Annotated in this window: 16 protein-coding genes; 10 read left to right on the top strand and 6 right to left on the bottom strand. The window is 67.7% G+C overall.

Annotation, left to right across the window (positions count from 1 at the left end; genetic code table 11):
• Positions 1-237 precede the first annotated feature (237 nt).
• The 3 genes from ACQZ13_RS28475 (at position 238) to ACQZ13_RS28465 (ending at position 4,165) form a co-directional block, all read left to right on the top strand.
• Positions 238-2,496 carry a TonB-dependent receptor gene (locus ACQZ13_RS28475; RefSeq protein ID WP_431049174.1) on the top strand — a complete coding sequence of 753 codons (2,259 nt, stop codon included), beginning with the start codon at positions 238-240 and terminating at the stop codon, positions 2,494-2,496.
• Between the two features lie 209 nt (positions 2,497-2,705).
• Complete coding sequence (pyrE, locus tag ACQZ13_RS28470; protein WP_431049173.1) at positions 2,706-3,419, top strand: orotate phosphoribosyltransferase; 714 nt, start codon at positions 2,706-2,708, stop codon at positions 3,417-3,419.
• Positions 3,419-4,165, top strand: coding sequence for a hypothetical protein (locus ACQZ13_RS28465; protein WP_431049172.1), 747 nt, complete (start codon positions 3,419-3,421; stop codon positions 4,163-4,165). The genes pyrE and ACQZ13_RS28465 overlap by 1 nt, the downstream gene beginning before the upstream one ends.
• A gap of 52 nt (positions 4,166-4,217) precedes the next feature.
• Here the strand turns inward: ACQZ13_RS28465 and gatB are convergent, their stop codons facing one another.
• The 3 genes from gatB to gatC are packed head-to-tail and all read right to left on the bottom strand — an operon-like array spanning position 4,218 to position 7,464.
• Positions 4,218-5,672, bottom strand: a complete 1,455-nt coding sequence (gene gatB / locus ACQZ13_RS28460) for an Asp-tRNA(Asn)/Glu-tRNA(Gln) amidotransferase subunit GatB (protein ID WP_431049171.1) — start codon at positions 5,670-5,672, stop codon at positions 4,218-4,220.
• A gap of 5 nt (positions 5,673-5,677) precedes the next feature.
• Positions 5,678-7,168, bottom strand: a complete 1,491-nt coding sequence (gatA, locus tag ACQZ13_RS28455; protein ID WP_431049170.1) for an Asp-tRNA(Asn)/Glu-tRNA(Gln) amidotransferase subunit GatA — start codon at positions 7,166-7,168, stop codon at positions 5,678-5,680.
• Positions 7,165-7,464, bottom strand: a complete 300-nt coding sequence (gene gatC, locus ACQZ13_RS28450; RefSeq protein ID WP_431049169.1) for an Asp-tRNA(Asn)/Glu-tRNA(Gln) amidotransferase subunit GatC — start codon at positions 7,462-7,464, stop codon at positions 7,165-7,167. The genes gatA and gatC overlap by 4 nt, the downstream gene beginning before the upstream one ends.
• A 359-nt stretch (positions 7,465-7,823) precedes the next feature.
• On the opposite strand from gatC, the gene ACQZ13_RS28445 reads away from it, so the two are divergent.
• From ACQZ13_RS28445 to rodA, 5 genes are read left to right on the top strand one after another with little or no spacing between them, the layout of a single operon-like run.
• Positions 7,824-8,867 carry a rod shape-determining protein gene (locus tag ACQZ13_RS28445; RefSeq protein WP_067280645.1) on the top strand — a complete coding sequence of 348 codons (1,044 nt, stop codon included), beginning with the start codon at positions 7,824-7,826 and terminating at the stop codon, positions 8,865-8,867.
• Positions 8,868-8,922: 55 nt separating this feature from the next.
• A complete protein-coding gene (gene mreC / locus ACQZ13_RS28440) occupies positions 8,923-9,903 on the top strand; it encodes a rod shape-determining protein MreC (RefSeq protein WP_431049168.1) in 981 nt (326 codons plus the stop codon).
• The gene (gene mreD, locus ACQZ13_RS28435) at positions 9,900-10,421 is read left to right on the top strand and encodes a rod shape-determining protein MreD (protein ID WP_088408671.1); all 522 of its coding nucleotides are present in this window, start codon (positions 9,900-9,902) and stop codon (positions 10,419-10,421) included. Before mreC ends, mreD begins: the two co-directional genes overlap by 4 nt.
• Positions 10,422-10,443: 22 nt before the next feature.
• Positions 10,444-12,552, top strand: a complete 2,109-nt coding sequence (gene mrdA / locus ACQZ13_RS28430) for a penicillin-binding protein 2 (protein WP_431049167.1) — start codon at positions 10,444-10,446, stop codon at positions 12,550-12,552.
• Positions 12,549-13,703 (top strand): rod shape-determining protein RodA, encoded by a 1,155-nt coding sequence (gene rodA, locus ACQZ13_RS28425; protein WP_431049166.1) that lies wholly within the window; start codon positions 12,549-12,551, stop codon positions 13,701-13,703. The genes mrdA and rodA overlap by 4 nt, the downstream gene beginning before the upstream one ends.
• On the opposite strand, the gene ACQZ13_RS28420 is transcribed toward rodA, so the two are convergent.
• The 3 genes from ACQZ13_RS28420 to ACQZ13_RS28410 are packed head-to-tail and all read right to left on the bottom strand — an operon-like array spanning position 13,704 to position 16,604.
• A complete protein-coding gene (locus tag ACQZ13_RS28420) occupies positions 13,704-14,375 on the bottom strand; it encodes a Uma2 family endonuclease (protein WP_431049165.1) in 672 nt (223 codons plus the stop codon).
• Between the two features lie 43 nt (positions 14,376-14,418).
• Positions 14,419-15,924: a sensor histidine kinase gene (locus tag ACQZ13_RS28415; protein ID WP_431049164.1), complete on the bottom strand. Its 1,506-nt coding sequence runs from the start codon at positions 15,922-15,924 to the stop codon at positions 14,419-14,421.
• 8 nt (positions 15,925-15,932) lie between these two features.
• Entirely contained in the window at positions 15,933-16,604 is a 672-nt protein-coding gene (locus ACQZ13_RS28410; protein WP_088408666.1) for a response regulator, read from the bottom strand.
• 317 nt (positions 16,605-16,921) lie between these two features.
• Here ACQZ13_RS28410 and recA point away from each other — a divergent pair, with 317 nt between their 5' ends.
• Together recA and ACQZ13_RS28400 are read left to right on the top strand one after the other, a co-directional pair.
• Positions 16,922-17,968 (top strand): recombinase RecA, encoded by a 1,047-nt coding sequence (recA, locus tag ACQZ13_RS28405; RefSeq protein WP_088408665.1) that lies wholly within the window; start codon positions 16,922-16,924, stop codon positions 17,966-17,968.
• Between the two features lie 15 nt (positions 17,969-17,983).
• A complete protein-coding gene (locus ACQZ13_RS28400) occupies positions 17,984-18,550 on the top strand; it encodes a regulatory protein RecX (protein ID WP_431049163.1) in 567 nt (188 codons plus the stop codon).
• Positions 18,551-18,702: the final 152 nt, after the last annotated feature.

Below are 18,702 nucleotides of genomic sequence, written 5' to 3'. Positions count from 1 at the left end.
ACGCCCGCGCCGTGCGCCGTCGACGCCCATTCGGGCGACACGCGAGCAGGTGCAGTGTTTGGGCAACAGAAAACGCACCGTCCTGGTGCCTAGGGTGACGCCTTTATGACGAACTTGCTAGATTCGCGTCCACCGCGCCAACCTGCGCCCACATTTTTGCTGCCCGTGACGCTGGTTTACCCATCGGTGTCGCCGGCGTCGCCCCCGGTTTTCCATCCTTCCCCGGAGTACTCCCCCATGAATCGATTCGCCACCCAGCGCGCCGCTGTCCCGGCCCTGCGCGAGGCCGCTGCGGCCGTCTCGCTGGCCCTGCTCGCCTGGCCCGTGATGGCCCAGGAAGCCGCCGACACGGCCGCCAAGGAGAAGGGTCAGCTCGAGACGGTGACCATCACCGCAGAGCGTCGGGTCGAGAACATCAAGGAAGTGCCGAACGCGGTCACCAAGATCTCCGGCGAGAAGCTGGACGTGCTGAACTCCGCCGGCCAGGACGTGCGTTTCCTGTCGGGCCGCGTGCCCAGCCTGAACATCGAGTCGTCCTTCGGCCGCGCCTTCCCGCGCTTCTACATCCGCGGCTACGGCAACACCGACTTCCGCCTGAACGCGTCGCAGCCGGTCTCGCTGGTGTACGACGACGTGGTCCAGGAGAACCCCATCCTGAAGGGCTTCCCGGCCTTCGACCTGGCCGCCGTCGAAGTCGTGGCGGGCCCGCAGGGCACGCTGTACGGCCGCAACACGCCGGCCGGCGTGGTGAAGTTCGATTCGGTGAAGCCCTCGCAGCGTCAGGAAGGCTACCTGAACGTCTCCTACGGCACCTACGGCACGATGAACCTGGAAGGCGCCGCCAACGTGCCGCTGACCGGCGACTGGGCGGCCCGCATCTCGGCGCAGATCCAGCACCGCGACGACTGGGTCAAGAACGTGCCCGAGTCCGGCAAGACCCGTGACCTGGAGGGCTACGACGACCGCGCCGTGCGCCTGCAGGCCCTGTACCAGCCGCACAAGGACTTCAGCGCGCTGTTCAACTTCCACGGCCGCGACCTGAAGGGCAGCGCGCGCCTGTTCCGCTCCTCGATCATCAAGACCGGCACGAACGACCTGGTCGACGGCTTCGATCCCGAGAAGGCCTACACCGACGGCGTCAACGAGCAGAGCCTGCATGCCACGGGCGGCAGCGCCCGCCTGCGTTGGGGCCTGGGGGCAATCAACCTGTACTCGATCACCGGCTTCGAGTCCGTGCGCCCGTTCAGCCGCGGGGACGTGGACGGCGGCTACATCTACGGCGGCACCAAGCCGTTCACGCAGGAGGGCCAGGCCACCTTCCCGTCGGAGTCGTCCAGCTCGATGGACGGCCACCGCCAGCTGACGCAGGAATTCCGCGTCGAATCCGCGTCCTCCGGCCCGCTGCGCTGGCAAGGCGGCGTGTACCTCTTCGACGAGCGCTACACCGCCCGCAGCACCGACTACACGACCTCCAGCGGCGCCGTGGCGGGCTACGTGGACACGCATCAGAAGAACACCGCCTGGGCGGCCTTCGGTTCGGTCAACTACGCGGTCACGCAGGACTTCCAGCTGCGCGGCGGCCTGCGCTTCACGCACGACAAGAAGGATGTCGACGTCACCAGCAGCTATGCCAACCTGAACACCAGCACCGGCACCACGGCCAACACCTCGGATTCGAAGTGGAACTGGGATGTGTCCGGCACCTACAAGGTCACCAAGGACACCAACCTGTACGCGCGTGTGGCGACCGGCTTCCGTGCCTCGTCCGTGCAGGGCGCGTCGCTGTTCGCCGGCCAGTCGCAGGCCGCGCCGGAAAACGTCACCTCCTATGAGATCGGCGTGAAGTCGGACTTCTGGGATCGTCGTGCCCGTCTGTCGGCCAGCGCCTTCAACTACACGGTGAAGGATCTGCAACTGACCGCCGTCGGCGGCCAGAACAACGCCAACCGCCTGCTGAACGCCAAGAAGGCCGAAGGCAATGGCGTCGAGCTGAACCTGGAAGTCCTGCCGGTCGATCAGCTGCTGATCACCCTGGGCGGCAGCCTGAACAACACCAAGATCAAGGACGCGACCCTGTCGCTGCCGGCTTGCGGCGGCGGCTGCACGATGACCGATCCGCTGATGCCGGGCTCGACCACCAACTACAGCATCGACGGCAATCCGCTGCCGAACGCGCCCAAGTGGGTGGCCAACCTGACCGCGCGTTATTCGATCCCGACCGCGGGCGGCAACGAGTTCTACATCTACACCGACTGGGCCTACCGCTCGAAGGTCAACTTCTTCCTGTACGAGGCCAAGGAGTTCACCGGCAAGTCGCTGACCGAAGGCGGCCTGCGCGTGGGCTACATCTGGAGCAACGGCAAGTACGAGGTCGCCGGCTTCGTCCGCAACATCACGGACCAGATCCGAGTGACGGGCGCGATCGACTTCAACAACAACACCGGCTTCATCAACGACCCGCGCACCTACGGCGTCCAGTTCAAGGCGATCTTCTGATCGGCTGAACCCGCGTCATCGCGCATCAGAGCGGCCCGCGCGCCGCCCTGCAAAAAACGGGCCTGCTTCCGGCGACGGAGCAGGCCTTCTTCTTGCTTGAACGGCTGGATTCAGGCGACATGACGTGCTTGGTCACCCTCGGGGTGACTCTGACCCGCGCCCTACAATTCCGCCCCAATTTCACTGTCACGTCTCGACGTCGCGCCGCCATGACCACCGCCGCTTCCAGCAACGATTCCCGCAACGGATCCAGCAAGCAGTCCCAGGACGCCCTGGCCCAGGAATTCGTCGCCTTCGCCGTCGACGCCGGCGTGCTGCGCTTCGGCGAGTTCAAGACCAAGGCCGGTCGCCTCAGCCCCTACTTCTTCAACGCCGGCCTGTTCGACGACGGCCTCAAGCTCGGCAAGCTGGCGCAGTGCTATGCACAGCGGCTGCTGGCCTCGGGCGTCGAGTTCGACATGATCTTCGGCCCCGCCTACAAGGGCATCACGCTGGCCGCGGCGGTCGCGATCGAACTGGCCCGGCTGGGCCACAACAAGCCCTTCGCCTACAACCGCAAGGAAGCCAAGGACCACGGCGAGGGCGGCACCCTGGTCGGCGCCAAGGTCCAGGGCCGCGTGCTGATCATCGACGACGTCATCTCCGCCGGCACCTCGGTGCGCGAGTCCATCGCGATGATCCAGGCCGCCGGCGCCACGCCCTGCGGCGTGGCCATCGCGCTGGACCGCCAGGAGAAGGCCGCCGAGAACGGCCAGGATCTTCCCTGGTCGGCAGTACAGTACGTGCGTGACCAGCTGAAGCTGCCGGTCGTCGCCATTGCGGGACTGTCCGACCTGCTCCAGTATCTGCAGACCACGAGCAGTGCCGCCGTCGCCGGTCATGCGACGGCCGTCCAAGCCTACAGAGATCGCTACGGAGTCTGATGCGCGCCCTTCTTTCCCGCCGCCTGCCGCCGTCCCGGCCGATCGTGACCTCGGCGCTGTCCGGTCTGCTGCTGTTGCTGGCCGCCGCGCAGTCGGGCGTCGCCGTCGCGCAGACGAAGGCGCCGGGTGCGGCCACCATCTACACCTGCACGACGAGCGACGGCCGGCGCCTGACCTCCGACCGTCCGATCCCGGAATGCCAGGCGCGCGAACAACGTGTGCTGAACTCCGACGGGTCGGTGCGCAAGATGATGCCGCCGGCGATGTCGCCCGAGGAACAGTCCGTGGCCGAACAGCGCAAGCGCCTGGAGGAAGTCCAGCGCGCCGCCCAGCAGGATGCGGTGCGGCGCGACCGCAACCTGCTGCAGCGCTACGCCGACCTGGCCGCGCATCAGCGCGCGCGGGAGGCCGCGCTCGACGACATCCGAGAGGCGATGCAGCAGTCCGAGAAGCGCCTCCAGGTGCTGGCGAATGAGCGCAAGCCGATGCTCGACGAGCTCGAGTTCTACAAGGGCAAGCGGGTCCCGATCAAGCTGCAGCACCAGCTCGACATGAACGACGCATCCGCGACGGCGCAGCGCGAGTCGATCGACAACCAGAAGGCCGAGATGGTGCGTGTCAACAAGCTCTATGACGAGGAGTTGGCGCGACTGAAGAAGCTGTGGGCCGGCGCGGCGCCGGGCCTGCCGGACAGCAAACCGGACAGCAAGCCGCCGGTGCAGGCCTCACCGGCCAGCGGGCGCTGAGGCTTGGCTGGCGCGCCCCCTGCGGCGCGCGCCAGTCAGTCCCAGCCGGCGCTCAGGCGCCGAGCTTCTTCTTCAGCAGCTCGTTGACGGTGGCCGGATTGGCCTTGCCCTTGGCCGCCTTCATCGCCTGACCGACCAGCGCGTTGAACGCCTTCTCCTTGCCGGCGCGGAACTCCTCGACCGACTTGGCGTTGGCGGCGAGCACCTCGTCCAGGATGCGCTCGATCTCGCCGGTGTCGTTGGACTGCTTCAGGTCCTTGGCGTCGATGATCGCGTCGACATCGGTGCCCTCGCCCGTCCACAGCGCCTCGAACACCTGCTTGGCCGAGTTGTTGTTGATCGTGCCGTCCTGGATGCGCTTGATCAGCGCGCCCAGTTGCGCGGGCGTCACCGGCGCGCTCTCGATGCCGCGCTCCTCGCTGTTCAGTCGACGCGAGACTTCACCCATCAGCCAGTTCGCGACCAGCTTGGGCGCACCGCACAGGTCGCGGGCCGCTTCGTAGAAGCGCGCCGTCGCCAGGCTCTGCGTCATCATCGTCGCATCGTAGGCGGGCAGGCCGTCGGTCTCCTGGAAGCGCGCCGCCATCACGGTCGGCAGCTCGGGCATCTCGCCGCGCACGCGGTCCACCCACTCGGCCGAGATCATCAGCGGCGGCAGGTCCGGATCCGGGAAGTAGCGGTAGTCCGCCGCGTCTTCCTTGGTGCGCATCGCGCGGGTCTCGCCGGTGTTCTCGTTGTAGAGCACCGTCGCCTGCTGGATCGTCAGGCCGTCCTCGATCTGGTCGATCTGCCAGTTGACCTCGAAGTCCACCGCATCGACCAGGTGTCGGAAGCTGTTCAGGTTCTTGATCTCGCGACGCGTGCCGAAGGGCGCGCCGGGCTTGCGCACCGAGACGTTGACGTCGCAACGGAACGAGCCCTCCTGCATGTTGCCGTCGCAGATGCCCAGCCACATCACCAGCGAATGCAGCGTCCTGGCGTACTCGACCGCCTCGGCGCCGGAACGCATCTCGGGTTCCGAGACGATCTCCAGCAGCGGCGTGCCGGCGCGGTTCAGGTCGATGCCGGACTGGCCGTGATAGTCCTCGTGCAGGCTCTTGCCGGCGTCCTCTTCCAGATGCGCGCGGGTGAGCTTGACCACCTTCTTCTCGTCGCCGACGAAGAACTCGATGTGGCCGCCCTGCACGACGGGGATCTCGTACTGGCTGATCTGGTAGCCCTTGGGCAGGTCCGGATAGAAGTAGTTCTTGCGCGCGAAGATCGACAGCGGCGCCACCTTCGCGCCGACCGACAGGCCGAAGCGGATGGCGCGCTCGACCGCGCCGCGGTTCAGCACCGGCAGCGTGCCGGGCAGCGCCAGGTCCACCGCGCTGGCCTGCGTGTTGGGCGCCGCGCCGAAGGCGGTCGACGACCCGCTGAAGATCTTCGATTCGGTCGAGAGTTGGACGTGGTTCTCCAGGCCGATGACGACCTCGTAGCCCCGCACCAGTTGACTGTTCTTGCTCATGACGTTCATACCCCCGCCGGCGTCTGGCGGTGCCAGTCCGTGGCCTGCTGCAGCGCGTGCGCGGCGTGCAGCAGCGTGCCTTCCTTGAAGTAGTTGCCCAGCAGCTGCAGGCCCACGGGCATGCCGCCCTCGCCGGTGCCGACCGGCACGCTCATGCCGGGCAGGCCGGCCAGCGAACCGGGCAGCGTGAAGATGTCGGCCAGGTAGGCCTTGACCGGATCGTCCGCGCCTTCGCCCTGCTTCCAAGCGACCGTTGGCGCCACCGGGCCGGCGATCAGGTCGCAATGTTGGAAGGCCTGCTGGAAGTCGTCCGCGATCATGCGGCGCAGCTTCTGCGCCTGCAGGTAGTAGGCGTCGTAGTAGCCGTGCGAGAGCACGTAGCTGCCGATCATGATCCGGCGCTTGACCTCGGCGCCGAAGCCTTCGGCGCGGGTCTTCTCGTACATGTCGATCAGGTTGCCGTAGTCCTTGGCACGGTGCCCGAACTTCACGCCGTCGAAGCGCGACAGGTTGGAGCTCGCCTCGGCCGGGGCGATGATGTAGTACACGGGGATCGCGAGCTCGGTGCGCGGCAGCGACACGTCGACCAGCGTCGCGCCCAGCTTCTCAAGCTCCGCCAGACCGGCGCGCACGGCGCCGTCCACGTCGGCGGACAGGGCCGCCGGGAAGAACTCCTTCGGCAGGCCGATGCGCAGGCCCTTGAGCGGCTGCGCCGCGGTCGCGCCGTCACGCGCGGCCAGCATCTGCGCGGCGAAGTCCTGCGGCGGCTGCTGGACGCTGGTGGCGTCGCGCTCGTCGAAACCGCTCATCGCCGACAGCAGCAGCGCGCAGTCCTCGGCGGAACGCGCGAACACGCCGGCCTGGTCCAGGCTGGAGGCGAAGGCGATCATCCCGTAGCGCGAGCACACGCCGTAGGTCGGCTTGATGCCGGTGATGCCCGAGAAGCTGGCCGGCTGGCGGATCGAGCCGCCGGTGTCGGTGCCGGTCGTGGCCGGGACCAGGCCCGCGGCCACCGCCACGGCCGAGCCGCCCGAGGAGCCGCCCGGCACGCGCGTGCGGTCCCAGGGGTTCAGCGCCTTGAAGTAGGCGCTGTTCTCGTTGGCCGAGCCCATCGCGAACTCGTCGCAGTTCAGCTTGCCCAGCGACACGGTGCCGGCGGCGTTCAGCCGCTCGACGACGGTGGCGTCGAAGGGGCTGCGATAGCCCTCGAGCATCTTCGAGCCGGCCGTGGTCGGCATGTCGCGGGTGACGAAGATGTCCTTGTGCGCGAGCGGCACGCCGATCAGCGCGCCGGCCTCGCCCTGGGCGAGGCGCGCATCGGCGTCCCGGGCCCGTGCCAGCGCGTAGGCCTCGTCGATGTGCAGGAAGGCGCCGAGATCCTTCGTCGCGGCAACACGCGCAAGCAGATGTTGCGTCAGCTCGGTGCTGGAGACGGTCTTGGCGCGCAAGGCGCGGCCGAGCTCGGCCACGCCGAGGTGGTGGAGGGGCGGGGTCATTCGATGACTTTCGGGACCAGGAACAGGCCGTCCTCGACGGCGGGAGCGCTGCGCTGGTTGAGCTCGCGCTGGTCGGATTCGGTGACGCGGTCCTCACGCAGCCGCAGGGCCACTTCCTGGACCGCCGACAGCGGCGTGTAGAGGGGATCGACACCGCTGGTGTCGACCGCGCTCATCTGCTCGACGATCGAGAAGAAGCCGTTGAGCTGCGGCAGCAGCGCGGCCTGCTCGTCGCCGGAAAGTTCCAGCCGCGCCAGTTTGGCGATGCGGCTGACGTCGTCGTGGGTGAGTGCCATGGGGAATGTCTCGTGGGCCGGTCGGACAAGCAGGGCGCCCGGCGCGCGAATCATTCGATGAACGCTGACGGAAGCCTTGCAGACGGGCCAAACCAGGGGGTGATCAGTTATTATCCCCGCTTATCTCCATGAGCCGAGGCTGCCGACGCAGCCTCGTTCCTTATGGCAAGGAATCTCGCTCGCGCGGACGCCGCCGGTCCGCGCGGTATACCGACCCGAACCGCCCCGAATCGCAGCCGCCCGGACAGAACGCAGACGAACGCCGCTTGATGCCGTCGAATGCCGCCGATTGCGTGTAGTTCGACGATGACGGGCGGCTCCAGGTGCCGAAGCGTCTTGTCCAGGTCTTGCCTACACACATGTTCGCCTCCCTGCGCCGCTACTTCTCTACCGACCTCGCCATCGACCTGGGCACCGCCAACACGCTGATCTACGTCCGCGGAAAAGGCGTGGTGCTGGACGAGCCCTCCGTCGTCGCCATCCGCCATGAAGGCGGGCCCAACGGCAAGAAGACGATCCAGGCCGTCGGCCACGAAGCCAAGGCCATGCTGGGCAAGGTGCCCGGCAACATCGAGGCGATCCGCCCGATGAAGGACGGCGTGATCGCCGACTTCGTGGTCACCGAGCAGATGATCAAGCAGTTCATCAAGATGGTGCACGACACCAAGCTGCTGCGTCCCTCGCCCCGCATCATCATCTGCGTCCCCTGCGGCTCCACGCAGGTCGAGAAGCGCGCCATCCGCGACGCCGCGCTGGGCGCGGGCGCCTCGGAGGTCTACCTGATCGAGGAACCGATGGCCGCGGCGATCGGCGCCGGCCTGCCGGTGTCGGAAGCGTCGGGCTCGATGGTCATCGACATCGGCGGCGGCACGACGGAAGTCGGCGTGATCTCGCTGGGCGGCATGGTCTACAAGGGCTCGGTCCGCGTCGGCGGCGACAAGTTCGACGAGGCCATCATCAACTACATCCGCCGCAACTACGGCATGCTGATCGGCGAGCCGACCGCGGAGTCCATCAAGAAGAACATCGGCTCGGCCTTCCCCGGCTCCGAGGTCAAGGAGATGGAAGTCAAGGGTCGCAACCTGAGCGAAGGCGTGCCGCGCAGCTTCACGATCTCGTCCAACGAGATCCTGGAAGCGCTGACCGACCCGCTGAACCAGATCGTCTCGGCCGTGAAGAACGCGCTGGAGCAGACCCCGCCGGAACTGGGCGCCGACATCGCCGAGCGCGGCATGATGCTGACCGGCGGCGGTGCACTGCTGCGCGATCTGGACCGTCTGCTGGCCGAGGAAACCGGCCTGCCGGTGCTGGTCGCGGAAGATCCGTTGACCTGCGTGGTCCGCGGTTGCGGCATGGCGCTCGAGCGCATGGAGCGCCTGGGCTCCATCTTCACGAACGAATAAGTGGATGCGGCCCCAGATGGCCGCTTTGCGTTGAATCTCCTCTGCTGAGATCTTCATGCCTCTCGGCACCCTCGACCGCAATCCACCGCCGCTGTTCCGCGAAGGCCCGTCCGCGCTGACGAAGCTGGCCTTCTGCGCGGCGCTGGCGGTCTTCCTGATGGTGGCGGACTCCCGCTTCCAGTTCACGGCGCCCGCGCGCGCCGGACTCGGCCTCGCGCTGCATCCGCTGCAGCGCGCCCTGCTCGCGCCCGTCGACGCCTGGGACCAGGCCGGCGACTACGCCCGCGGCATGGAGAAAGCCACCGAGGCCGAGAACCAGGCCCGGCAGCAGCTCGCTTCCCAGGCCGTCATCCTGAGCCGCGCCGCGCAGCTGCAGGCCGAGAACACGCGCCTGCGCGCCCTGCTCGACCTGCGCGAAGCGCTGCCGGTGAAGGGACTCGCCGCCGAGGTGCTCTACGAGGCGCCGGATCCGTTCTCCCGCCGCATCGTCATCGACCGCGGCGGCCACCGCGGCGTGCGCCTGGGCGCGCCCGTGGTCAACGACGCCGGCGTGCTGGGGCAAGTGACGCGGGTCTATCCGCTGTCCGCCGAGGTGACGCTGCTGACCGACCGCGACGCCACCATCCCCGTGCTCAACACCCGCACCCAGCAACGCGGCGTCGCCTACGGCGGCGAACGCGGGGTGATGGAGCTGCGCTTCATCGCCGCCAACGCCGACATCAAGCCCGGCGACGCGCTCGCGACCTCGGGCCTGGACGGCCTCTATCCGCCGGGCCTGCCGGTGGCGAAGGTCGCCGAGGTGGAACGCCGCGGCGATACCAGCTTCGCGCGGGTCGGCCTGGCGCCGATCGCGCAGCCCGACAGCGCGCGTCACGTGCTGGTGCTGGAGCCGCTCGAAGGTCAGGAGTCCGCCCGCACCGAAGCGGCACAGGAAGCGGCCAGTGCCGCGACCGCGGCGGCCGCCGAAGCCGCCAGCCGGCCGCCGCGCAGCCGCGCGGCGTCGGCCGCATCCGCGCCGAAAGGAGGCACCCGATGATCATGCCCCGTGGCGCGAGCCAGCTGCTGCTGCCCGCCAACCCCCTGTTCATCGCGTTCAGCCTGGTCGTCGGCCTGCTGATCGACATGGTCCCCGTCGGCCGGCAGCCCTGGATGCCGGACGTGCTGGCCCTGGTGCTGGTGTTCTGGAACGTCCACCAGCCGCGCCGCGTCGGCGTCGGCTGGGCCTTCGTCTTCGGCCTGATGATCGACGTCCACCATGGCGCGCTGCTCGGCCAGCATGCGCTGGCCTACAGCCTGCTCGCCTTCGGCGCCGTCGCGCTGCACCGCCGGCTGCTGTGGTTCTCGCTGGGCGGGCAGGCGCTGCACGTGCTGCCGCTGTTCGTGCTCGCGACCGCGATCGCCGTGATCGTGCGGCTGATCGTGGGCGGCATGTGGCCGGGCTGGAGCCTGGTGCTCGCGCCGCTGCTGCAGGCGGCCCTGTGGCCGATCGCCGCGGCGCTCCTGCTCGCGCCCCAGCGCCGCGCGCCGGATCCCGACGCGCACCGCCCGCTCTGAGCGCGCCGGGAACAGGTCCGCGATGACGGTCATCAAGAACCTCCAGGCGGAGCTCAGCCGCTTCCGGCTGCGGTTGTTCGCCGCAGCCGCGTTCGTGCTGTTCTGCTTCGGCCTGCTGGTCGCGCGCCTGGTCTACCTGCAGATCACGCAACACGACACGCTGCTCGAACGCGCCGAGACCAACCGCGTCTCCGTCGTTCCCATCGTGCCCAACCGCGGCCTGATCGTCGATCGCAACGGCGTGGTGCTGGCGAGCAACTACTCGGCCTATACGCTGGAGATCACGCCGTCGAAGGTGCCGGACCTGGAGCGCACGATCGACGCGTTGTCCGCCGTCATCGAGATCCAGCAGCGCGACCGTCGGCGCTTCAAGCGCCTGATGGAGGAAAGCAAGAACTTCGAGTCGCTGCCGATCCGCACCAAGCTGACGGACACCGAGGTCGCCCGCTTCGCCGCGCAGCGCTTCCGCTTTCCCGGCGTGGACATCAAGGCGCGCCTGTTCCGCAACTATCCGCTGGGCGACGTCGGCGCGCACCTGCTGGGCTACATCGGCCGCATCAACCAGGCCGAGAAGAAGTCGATGGACGACTGGTCCGAAGAGGACATCGCCAACTACCGCGGCACCGAGTACATCGGCAAGCTCGGTCTGGAGCAGGCCTACGAGCGCGAGCTGCACGGCCAGACGGGCTTCGAGGAGATGGAGACCAGCGCGGGCGGCCGCGCGGTGCGCCGCCTGCGCAACCGTCCGCCGACGCCGGGCAACACGCTGCACCTGTCGATCGACATCAAGCTGCAGGCGCTGGTGGAGCGCCTCTACGGCGACCGCCGCGGCGCGCTGGTCGCCATGGACCCTCGCACCGGCGAGGTCCTGGCTTTCGTGTCCAAGCCCAGCTTCGACCCCAACCTGTTCGTCGACGGCATCGACGCGGACAGCTGGCGTGAACTCAACGAGGACATCGACAAGCCGCTGCTGAACCGCGCCTTGCGAGGCACCTATCCGCCAGGCTCGACCTTCAAGCCCTACATGGCCATGGCGGCGCTGAACACCGGCAAGCGCGCCGCCAACGTGGTGGTCCAGGACAACCTGACCTACAGCTTCGGCGGCCGGGTGTTCGGCAGCGCCACCGGCGACCGGGCGGGCGCCAAGGACATGCGGCTGGCGATCGTGACCTCGTCCAACGTCTACTTCTATTCGCTGGCCAACGAGATGGGCGTGGACATGATCCACGACCAGCTCGAGCCCTTCGGCTTCGGTCGCAAGACCGAGATCGACCTGCAGGGCGAAGTCACCGGCATCCTGCCCAGCACCGAGTGGAAGCGCCGCGCCTACAAGCGGCCGGAGCAGCAGAAGTGGTACGCCGGCGAGACGATCTCGCTGGGCATCGGCCAGGGCTACAACAACTTCACCATGCTGCAGCTGGCGACGGCGATGTCGACGCTGTCCAGCGGCGGGCAGCGCTTCCGGCCGCGGCTGGTGCGGGAGATCGAGGACGTCGTCAAGCATGCGCAGCGGCGCGTCGCGAGCGATGCGCTGGAGCCGCTGGCGCTGCGCAAGGCGGACGTCGATGTGATCCGCAACGCGATGCATGACGTGACGCTGGAAGGCACCTCACGCGCGGTGTTCGCGGGCGCGCAGTACCAGAGCGCCGGCAAGACCGGCACGGCCCAGGCCGTCGGCCTGCGCGCCGGCCAGACCTACAGCAGCATCAAGGCGGACGAGCGCAAGCGCGACCATTCCTTGTACATCTCGTTCGCGCCGTACCAGGCGCCGACGATCGCCGTGGCGCTGATCGTCGAGAACGCGGGCTTCGGATCCGAATCGGCGGCGCCGATCGCGCGCCGCGTGTACGACTACGTGCTCACCGGCACCTACCCGAGCGAAGAGGACATCGCCAAGGTGCGGGTCGGCCAGGTCGGCGCGCCGATCGGCACGCCGCGTCGCGTCGAGGACATCCCGCTGCCGAATGCCGCGGCCAGCGCGCCGGAAGCGGCGAGTTCGGCGGCGTCCGCGTCGGCGTCGGCGCCAGCCGCGTCGCCCAAGCCTCCGACCTCGCCGATGCCGCCAACGGCGACCCCGCGGCCCGCCGCATCCGCAGCGGCACCACGCCCCACGCCGGGAGCCTCACGATGAGCGCCGTCTTCAGCAAACCCAGCCTGCTGCAGCGCGTGAAGCCGCTGTTCCAGGGCTTCGACATCCCGCTGCTGCTCGCCATGGCCTGGCTGATGGGGCTGGGGCTGATGTGCATGTACTCGGCGGGCTACGACCACGGCACCCGCTTCGTCGATCACGCGCGCAACATGGGCCTGGCGATGGGCGTGCTGTTCGTGACCGCGCAGGTGCCGCCGCAGCGGCTGATGCAGCTCGCGTTGCCCCTGTACGCGATCGGCGTGACGCTGCTGGTGGCGGTCGCGTTGTTCGGCATCACGAAGAAAGGCGCGACGCGCTGGTTGTATGTCGGCACGCAGATCCAGCCGTCGGAACTGCTGAAGATCGCCGTGCCGCTGATGCTGGCCTGGTGGTTCCAGAAGCGCGAGGGTCAGTTGCGCCTGCCGGATTTCATCGCGGCTTTCATCCTGCTGGCCGTGCCAGTCGGGCTGATTGCGAAGCAGCCGGACCTGGGCACCTCGCTGCTGGTGCTGGGCGCGGGTCTGTATGTGATCTTCTTCGCCGGGCTGTCGTGGAAGCTGATCATCCCGGCGCTGGTACTGGCCGGTGCCGGCATCACGGCGCTGGTGTTCAGCGAGGACCAGATCTGCCAGCCCGACGTGAAATGGGTGGTGCTGAAGGACTATCAGAAGGACCGGGTCTGCACACTGCTCGATCCGACGAAGGACCCGCTGGGCAAGGGCTTCCACATCATCCAGGGCGAGATCGCGATCGGCTCGGGCGGCGTGACCGGCAAGGGCTTCATGAAGGGCACGCAGACCCACCTGGAGTTCATTCCGGAACGGACCACCGACTTCATCTTCGCCGCCTATGGCGAGGAATTCGGGTTGATCGGGGCGGCGGGGCTGCTGATTGGCTTCACCGCGCTGATCCTGCGCGGACTGGCGATCGCGCATGAGGCGCCGACCTTGTTCTCGCGGCTGCTCGCAGGAGCGATCACGCTGAGCTTCTTCACCTATGTGTTCGTGAACATGGGGATGGTGACCGGCATCCTGCCCGTGGTGGGCGTGCCGCTGCCGTTCATCTCGTACGGAGGAACGGCGATGGTGACGCTGGGCCTGTCGCTCGGGATGCTGATGTCGATCGCCAAGAGCCGGGGCGGGACGCAGCGCTGATCAGGCGGCGTGGTCGAGGTCGTCGAAGATCACCTCTCCGGGCAGTGCCAGGTCGATCGACGCGAGATAGACCACTTCTTTGCCGGAGTAACGGGTGACCTGCCACGAACCGTCCGCGGCGAGTCGATGCAGATCGGTCGTGCGGCGCTTCCAGTCGACGATCATGTATTCGCGCAGAGCGGCCAGGCCGCGATACCGAGCAAACTTGATGTTCCGGTCCTTGTAAGCGGTGCTGGGCGAGAGGACTTCGACCAGCAGCGGGCAGTCGACCATTCCGCGACTGCGTCGATCCTTGTCGCAGTACACCAGGACATCCGGCACGAGGCAGTTGGCGTCATCGCATCGCACGTCGAGTCCCGGCAGTGCCCTGCATCCTGTGCCGCGCACATGCTGGCGAAGTTCGACCAGGATGTTTGCCGTGACGATCTGATGCCCTTCGCTCGCACTCTCCATGACAACGACCTGACCGTCGATCAGCTCGTATCGAAGGTCATCGCCCGATTCCCAGACCAAGAATTCATCGCTCGTCATCTGCATTGCCGCCGCTGTCGGAAGTCGATACGCCATCAAATCACCTGCTTCAGTGAAAGGGAAGCCGTGATTCTTCGAGGGCGTTCGCAGCTTGTCGCTGACCTGAATCGACACGCGATGGCGCATCGATTCCTGGTTCAAGGCAGCGACTGACCGATGTGTGGAATGGGGCGTGGAAACCAGTTCAATGCGAACCGTTCGACAACGGATGCGCCGCGAACCGGACCGTGAATCGCGCTCCAGGTCCGACGCCTTCCGACTCCGCCTGGCGGCGGGCTCGCGTGTCGTCGACCGCGATCTCGGCCTCGTGCTGCTGGACGATCTCGCGCACGATCGCCAGGCCCAGGCCGGATCCGTCCACGTTGGTGCCCAGCGCGCGGTAGAACGGCTGGAAGATCTGCTCGCGCTCGGCCTCGGCGATGCCTGGTCCCGAGTCCTCCACCTGCAGCACGCAGACCTGTCCGAACGGGTCCTCGACCACGCGCACCGTGACCGTGCCGCCGCTGGGCGTGTACAGCAGCGCGTTGTCGACGAGGTTGCGGATCAGCTCGCGGATCAGCAGCGGATGTCCGCTGATCCGCAACCCGGCCTGGCTGGCCTCCGGGCCTTCGTAGCCGAGATCCAGGCGTTTCTCCATGGCCCGCGGCACGAAGTCGCGCACCGTCTCGATCGCGAGCACGGCGAGGTTCACCTCGCTGCGTCGCGCGGCATGCTCCTGGTCCTCGGCGCGCGCCATCGCCAGCAGTTGGTTGACCATGTGCGCCGCGCGCTGGCTCGACACCGCGATCTGCTTCAGCGAGCGGCGCAACTCCGCTGGCGAACTGCGCCCTTCGTCGATCTCACGCTGCGCCAGCTCGGCCTGCGTGCGCAGCCCCGCGAGCGGCGTCTTCAACTGATGCGCGGCATCGGCCAGGAAATGCTTCTGCGAACGGATCGATTGATCGAGGCGTTCCAGCAGATCGTTGATGGCCTGCACGAGCGGCGCGACCTCGTCGGGGATGCGCTGTTCGTCGATGGGGCTCAGGTCCGAGCTGTCGCGCGACCGGATGCGACGCTGCAGATCGTTGAGTGGCGCGATGCCGCGCGCCAGCGCCAGCCACACCAGCAGCACCGCCAGCGGCAGGATCACGAACTGCGGCAGGATGACGCCCTTGATGATCTCGTTGGTCAGCCTCGACCGCTTGCCCAGCGTCTCCGCGACCTGCACCAGCATCATCTTGTCGCTGCCCGCCATCCCCTCAGGGACCACCCACAGGTAGGAGATGCGGACCGCCTCGTTGTTGACCTCGTCGAATCGGCGGTTGACCTCCCAGGGAACGACCGGCGGCTCCACCTCGGGCACCGGCAGTTGCGCGTCGCCGCTGAGCAGCTCGCCGCGCAGGCCGAGCACCTGGTAGTAGACGGTGTCGGATTCGTCCGCGCGCAGCAGCGCGGCGGCTTCCGGCGCCAGCGCATACCGCGAGCGTCCGCGACGCGCCGCCGCGTCGCCCGGCGCGGGCTCGGTCACAACCTGCAGGCCGAGCGTGCGCGCCATCTCGTCGAGCTCGCGGTCGTAGGGCTTGTTGGCGATGCCCTGCGCCACCAGCCAGGTCAGCGCGACGCTGATCGGCCAGATGACCAGCAGCGGCGCGAGCATCCAGTCGAGGATCTCGCCGAACAGCGAGCGATGGCCGGAGGAATCAGCCGCCATGCGGCTGCTCAGCCGGGAATCTTCTCAAGGCAGTAGCCCAATCCGCGCACGGTGGCGATGCGTATCGGTCCCTGCTCGATCTTCTTGCGCAAGCGGTGGATGTAGACCTCGATGGCGTTGTTGCTGACCTCCTCGCCCCACTCGCACAGCCGCTCGACGAGCTGGTCCTTGCTGACGAGGCGTCCGGCGCGCTGCAGCAGCACTTCCAGCAGGGACAGCTCGCGGGCGGACAGCTCCACCATCTGCTCGTTGATGTAGGCGACACGACCCGTCGCGTCGAAGGTCAGCGGACCATGGCGGATCACGCTCGACGCGGTGCCCAGGCCGCGGCGCGTGAGCGCCCGCACGCGGGCCTCGAGCTCCTGCAGCGAGAACGGCTTGGCCATGTAGTCGTCGGCGCCGAGGTCCAGTCCCTTGACGCGTTCCTCGATGCTGTCCGCGGCGGTCAGGATCAGCACCGGCACGGCCGAGCCTCTCGCACGCAGCCGTCTGAGCACCTCCAGGCCGTGCAGCTTCGGCAGGCCGAGGTCGAGGATCAGCAGGTCGAACTCGTGGGAGGCCAGGGCCGCGTCCGCCTCGCTGCCGCTGCCGACCTGATCGACCGCGCAACCCGACGCCCGCAACGAACGCAGCAGGCCGTCGGCCAGAACCTGGTCGTCTTCGGCGATCAAGATGCGCATGTGTCGTCCCCTCTGGTTATGGAGACATTCTAGGGAGCGGCCTGCTGGTGTTCCCTAGGCGTTTCCGAGGCGTCCGCCAGGCGGTTGTCGGGGGTGTCGGGTCAGGCCGGCGACAGGTTCACGTGGGGAGGACTCCCACCCATGGTGGAAAGAAGCGGGAATGACCGGTGTTGGCTCATCCAGTGAGCTACCGGATGCCTAAGATGGCTGCATCATCCCGATACCGGCACCGCACAGCGGGTCGGCCGGTTCGACAAACTACTGTACAGATATACAGATTGCGCCATAATCCGTCGCAGCCAACAGGAGAAGATTGCATGGACGCCCCCGTGAAGAACGCCAACACCGAAAAAGCCAAGGCCCTGCAGGCCGCCCTCGCCCAGATCGAAAAGCAGTTCGGCAAGGGCTCCATCATGCGGCTGGCCGAAGGCGAGAAGATCGAGGACATCCAGGTCGTCTCCACCGGCTCGCTGGGCCTGGATATCGCGCTGGGCGTCGGCGGTCTGCCGCGCGGCCGCGTGGTCGAGATCTACGGGCCGGAATCCTCGGGCAAGACCACGCTGACGCTGCAGGTCATCGCCCAGATGCAGAAGCTGGACGGCGTGTGCGCCTTCATCGACGCGGAGCACGCCCTGGACGTCCAGTACGCGCAGAAGCTGGGCGTCAACCTGCAGGAACTGCTGATCAGCCAGCCCGACACCGGCGAACAGGCCCTGGAGATCGTGGACTCGCTGGTGCGTTCCGGCTCGGTGGACCTGATCGTCATCGACTCGGTCGCCGCGCTGACGCCGAAGGCGGAACTCGAGGGCGAGATGGGCGACTCCCTGCCCGGCCTGCAGGCCCGTCTGATGAGCCAGGCGCTGCGCAAGCTGACCGCCACCATCAAGAAGACCAACTGCACGGTCGTCTTCATCAACCAGATCCGGATGAAGATCGGTGTGATGTTCGGCAGCCCGGAAACGACCACCGGCGGCAATGCGCTGAAGTTCTACGCCTCGGTGCGCCTGGACATCCGCCGCATCGGCTCGATCAAGAAGGGCGAGGAAGTCATCGGCTCCGAGACCAAGGTCAAGGTCGTGAAGAACAAGGTCGCGCCGCCGTTCAAGACGGCGGAATTCGACATCCTCTACGGCGAGGGCATCAGCCGCGAAGGCGAGATCATCGACATGGGCGTCGCCGCCAAGATCGTCGAGAAGGCCGGCTCCTGGTACGCCTACAGCGGCGAGAAGATCGGCCAGGGCAAGGACAACGCGCGCGAGTTCCTGCGTGAGAACGCGGACCTGGCCGTTGAGATCGAGAACAAGATCCGCGACTCGCTGGGCATCCCGTTGCTGGGCGCAGCGCCCGGCGGCGACGCCGAGTAAGCGCGGGGCGTTCGCATGACCCCGCCCGACGGTCGGCGGGGCCGTGCCTCGCAACCGCTGTCGCTGAAGGCGCGCGCGGTAGCGCTGCTCGCGCAGCGGGAGCACAGCGCGATGGAACTGCGGCGCAAGCTGTTGCGCATCGCGCGCGACCGGCAGGCTGAAGCGGCCGTCGAGGGCTCGAAGGCTTCTCGCGATGAGTTCGTGGAGGACGGAGAGTCGCCGGACCTCGCCTCAGAGGTCGACGCCGTGCTCGACTGGCTGAAGGCCAACGGATATCTCGACGAGTCGCGATTCGTCGAATCCCGCATCCATGTGCGCTCGCAGCGCTTCGGACAGCGGCGCATCGAGCAGGAGCTCGCTCAGCATGGGCTCTCGTTGGACGCGGACCAGCGTTCGACGCTCGCGGTCGGTGAGCTCGATCGCGCCTGCGAGCTGCTCAGACGCAAGTTCGGCGACGGTCCGGCCATGGACGCCGCGGCACTTGCGAAGCGCCTTCGCTTTCTCATCGGGCGGGGATTCGGCGGGGACCTCGCGCGTCGCGCGGTCCGTCAGGTTGCTGCGGGCAGCGACGAAGACGCGTGAGACCTGGCGAGGAACTCGGGTTCGAGACCGGGTCTTGCCGCCTGAAAGAGCGACAGCGCCTGAAACTCACCGAAACTTCGTGCGTCACGAGCACCTTGCGACCCGCTGACAAGCCCACGCCGGTGCGCGTCTCAACCGCGCCAAGGGCTTGA

The sequence above is a fragment of the Roseateles sp. L2-2 genome, from assembly GCF_050613215.1.
Taxonomy (GTDB): domain Bacteria; phylum Pseudomonadota; class Gammaproteobacteria; order Burkholderiales; family Burkholderiaceae_C; genus Roseateles; species Roseateles noduli.
The sequence above is the reverse complement of the archived record's forward strand: the minus strand, read 5'-3'. Positions and strand labels throughout refer to the sequence as shown.

Bases quoted from the DNA above. Each gene is read 5' to 3' on its own strand.
- gatB (WP_431049171.1), bottom strand. From the start codon at position 5,672: ATGAGCAAGAACAGTCAACTGGTGCGGGGCTACGAGGTCGTCATCGGC.
- ACQZ13_RS28410 (WP_088408666.1), bottom strand. From the start codon at position 16,604: ATGCGCATCTTGATCGCCGAAGACGACCAGGTTCTGGCCGACGGCCTG.
- gatC (WP_431049169.1), bottom strand. From the start codon at position 7,464: ATGGCACTCACCCACGACGACGTCAGCCGCATCGCCAAACTGGCGCGG.
- ACQZ13_RS28475 (WP_431049174.1), top strand. From the start codon at position 238: ATGAATCGATTCGCCACCCAGCGCGCCGCTGTCCCGGCCCTGCGCGAG.
- rodA (WP_431049166.1), top strand. From the start codon at position 12,549: ATGAGCGCCGTCTTCAGCAAACCCAGCCTGCTGCAGCGCGTGAAGCCG.
- mreD (WP_088408671.1), top strand. From the start codon at position 9,900: ATGATCATGCCCCGTGGCGCGAGCCAGCTGCTGCTGCCCGCCAACCCC.
- ACQZ13_RS28400 (WP_431049163.1), top strand. From the start codon at position 17,984: ATGACCCCGCCCGACGGTCGGCGGGGCCGTGCCTCGCAACCGCTGTCG.
- mrdA (WP_431049167.1), top strand. From the start codon at position 10,444: ATGACGGTCATCAAGAACCTCCAGGCGGAGCTCAGCCGCTTCCGGCTG.
- pyrE (WP_431049173.1), top strand. From the start codon at position 2,706: ATGACCACCGCCGCTTCCAGCAACGATTCCCGCAACGGATCCAGCAAG.
- ACQZ13_RS28415 (WP_431049164.1), bottom strand. From the start codon at position 15,924: ATGGCGGCTGATTCCTCCGGCCATCGCTCGCTGTTCGGCGAGATCCTC.
- ACQZ13_RS28445 (WP_067280645.1), top strand. From the start codon at position 7,824: ATGTTCGCCTCCCTGCGCCGCTACTTCTCTACCGACCTCGCCATCGAC.
- gatA (WP_431049170.1), bottom strand. From the start codon at position 7,168: ATGACCCCGCCCCTCCACCACCTCGGCGTGGCCGAGCTCGGCCGCGCC.
- recA (WP_088408665.1), top strand. From the start codon at position 16,922: ATGGACGCCCCCGTGAAGAACGCCAACACCGAAAAAGCCAAGGCCCTG.
- mreC (WP_431049168.1), top strand. From the start codon at position 8,923: ATGCCTCTCGGCACCCTCGACCGCAATCCACCGCCGCTGTTCCGCGAA.
- ACQZ13_RS28465 (WP_431049172.1), top strand. From the start codon at position 3,419: ATGCGCGCCCTTCTTTCCCGCCGCCTGCCGCCGTCCCGGCCGATCGTG.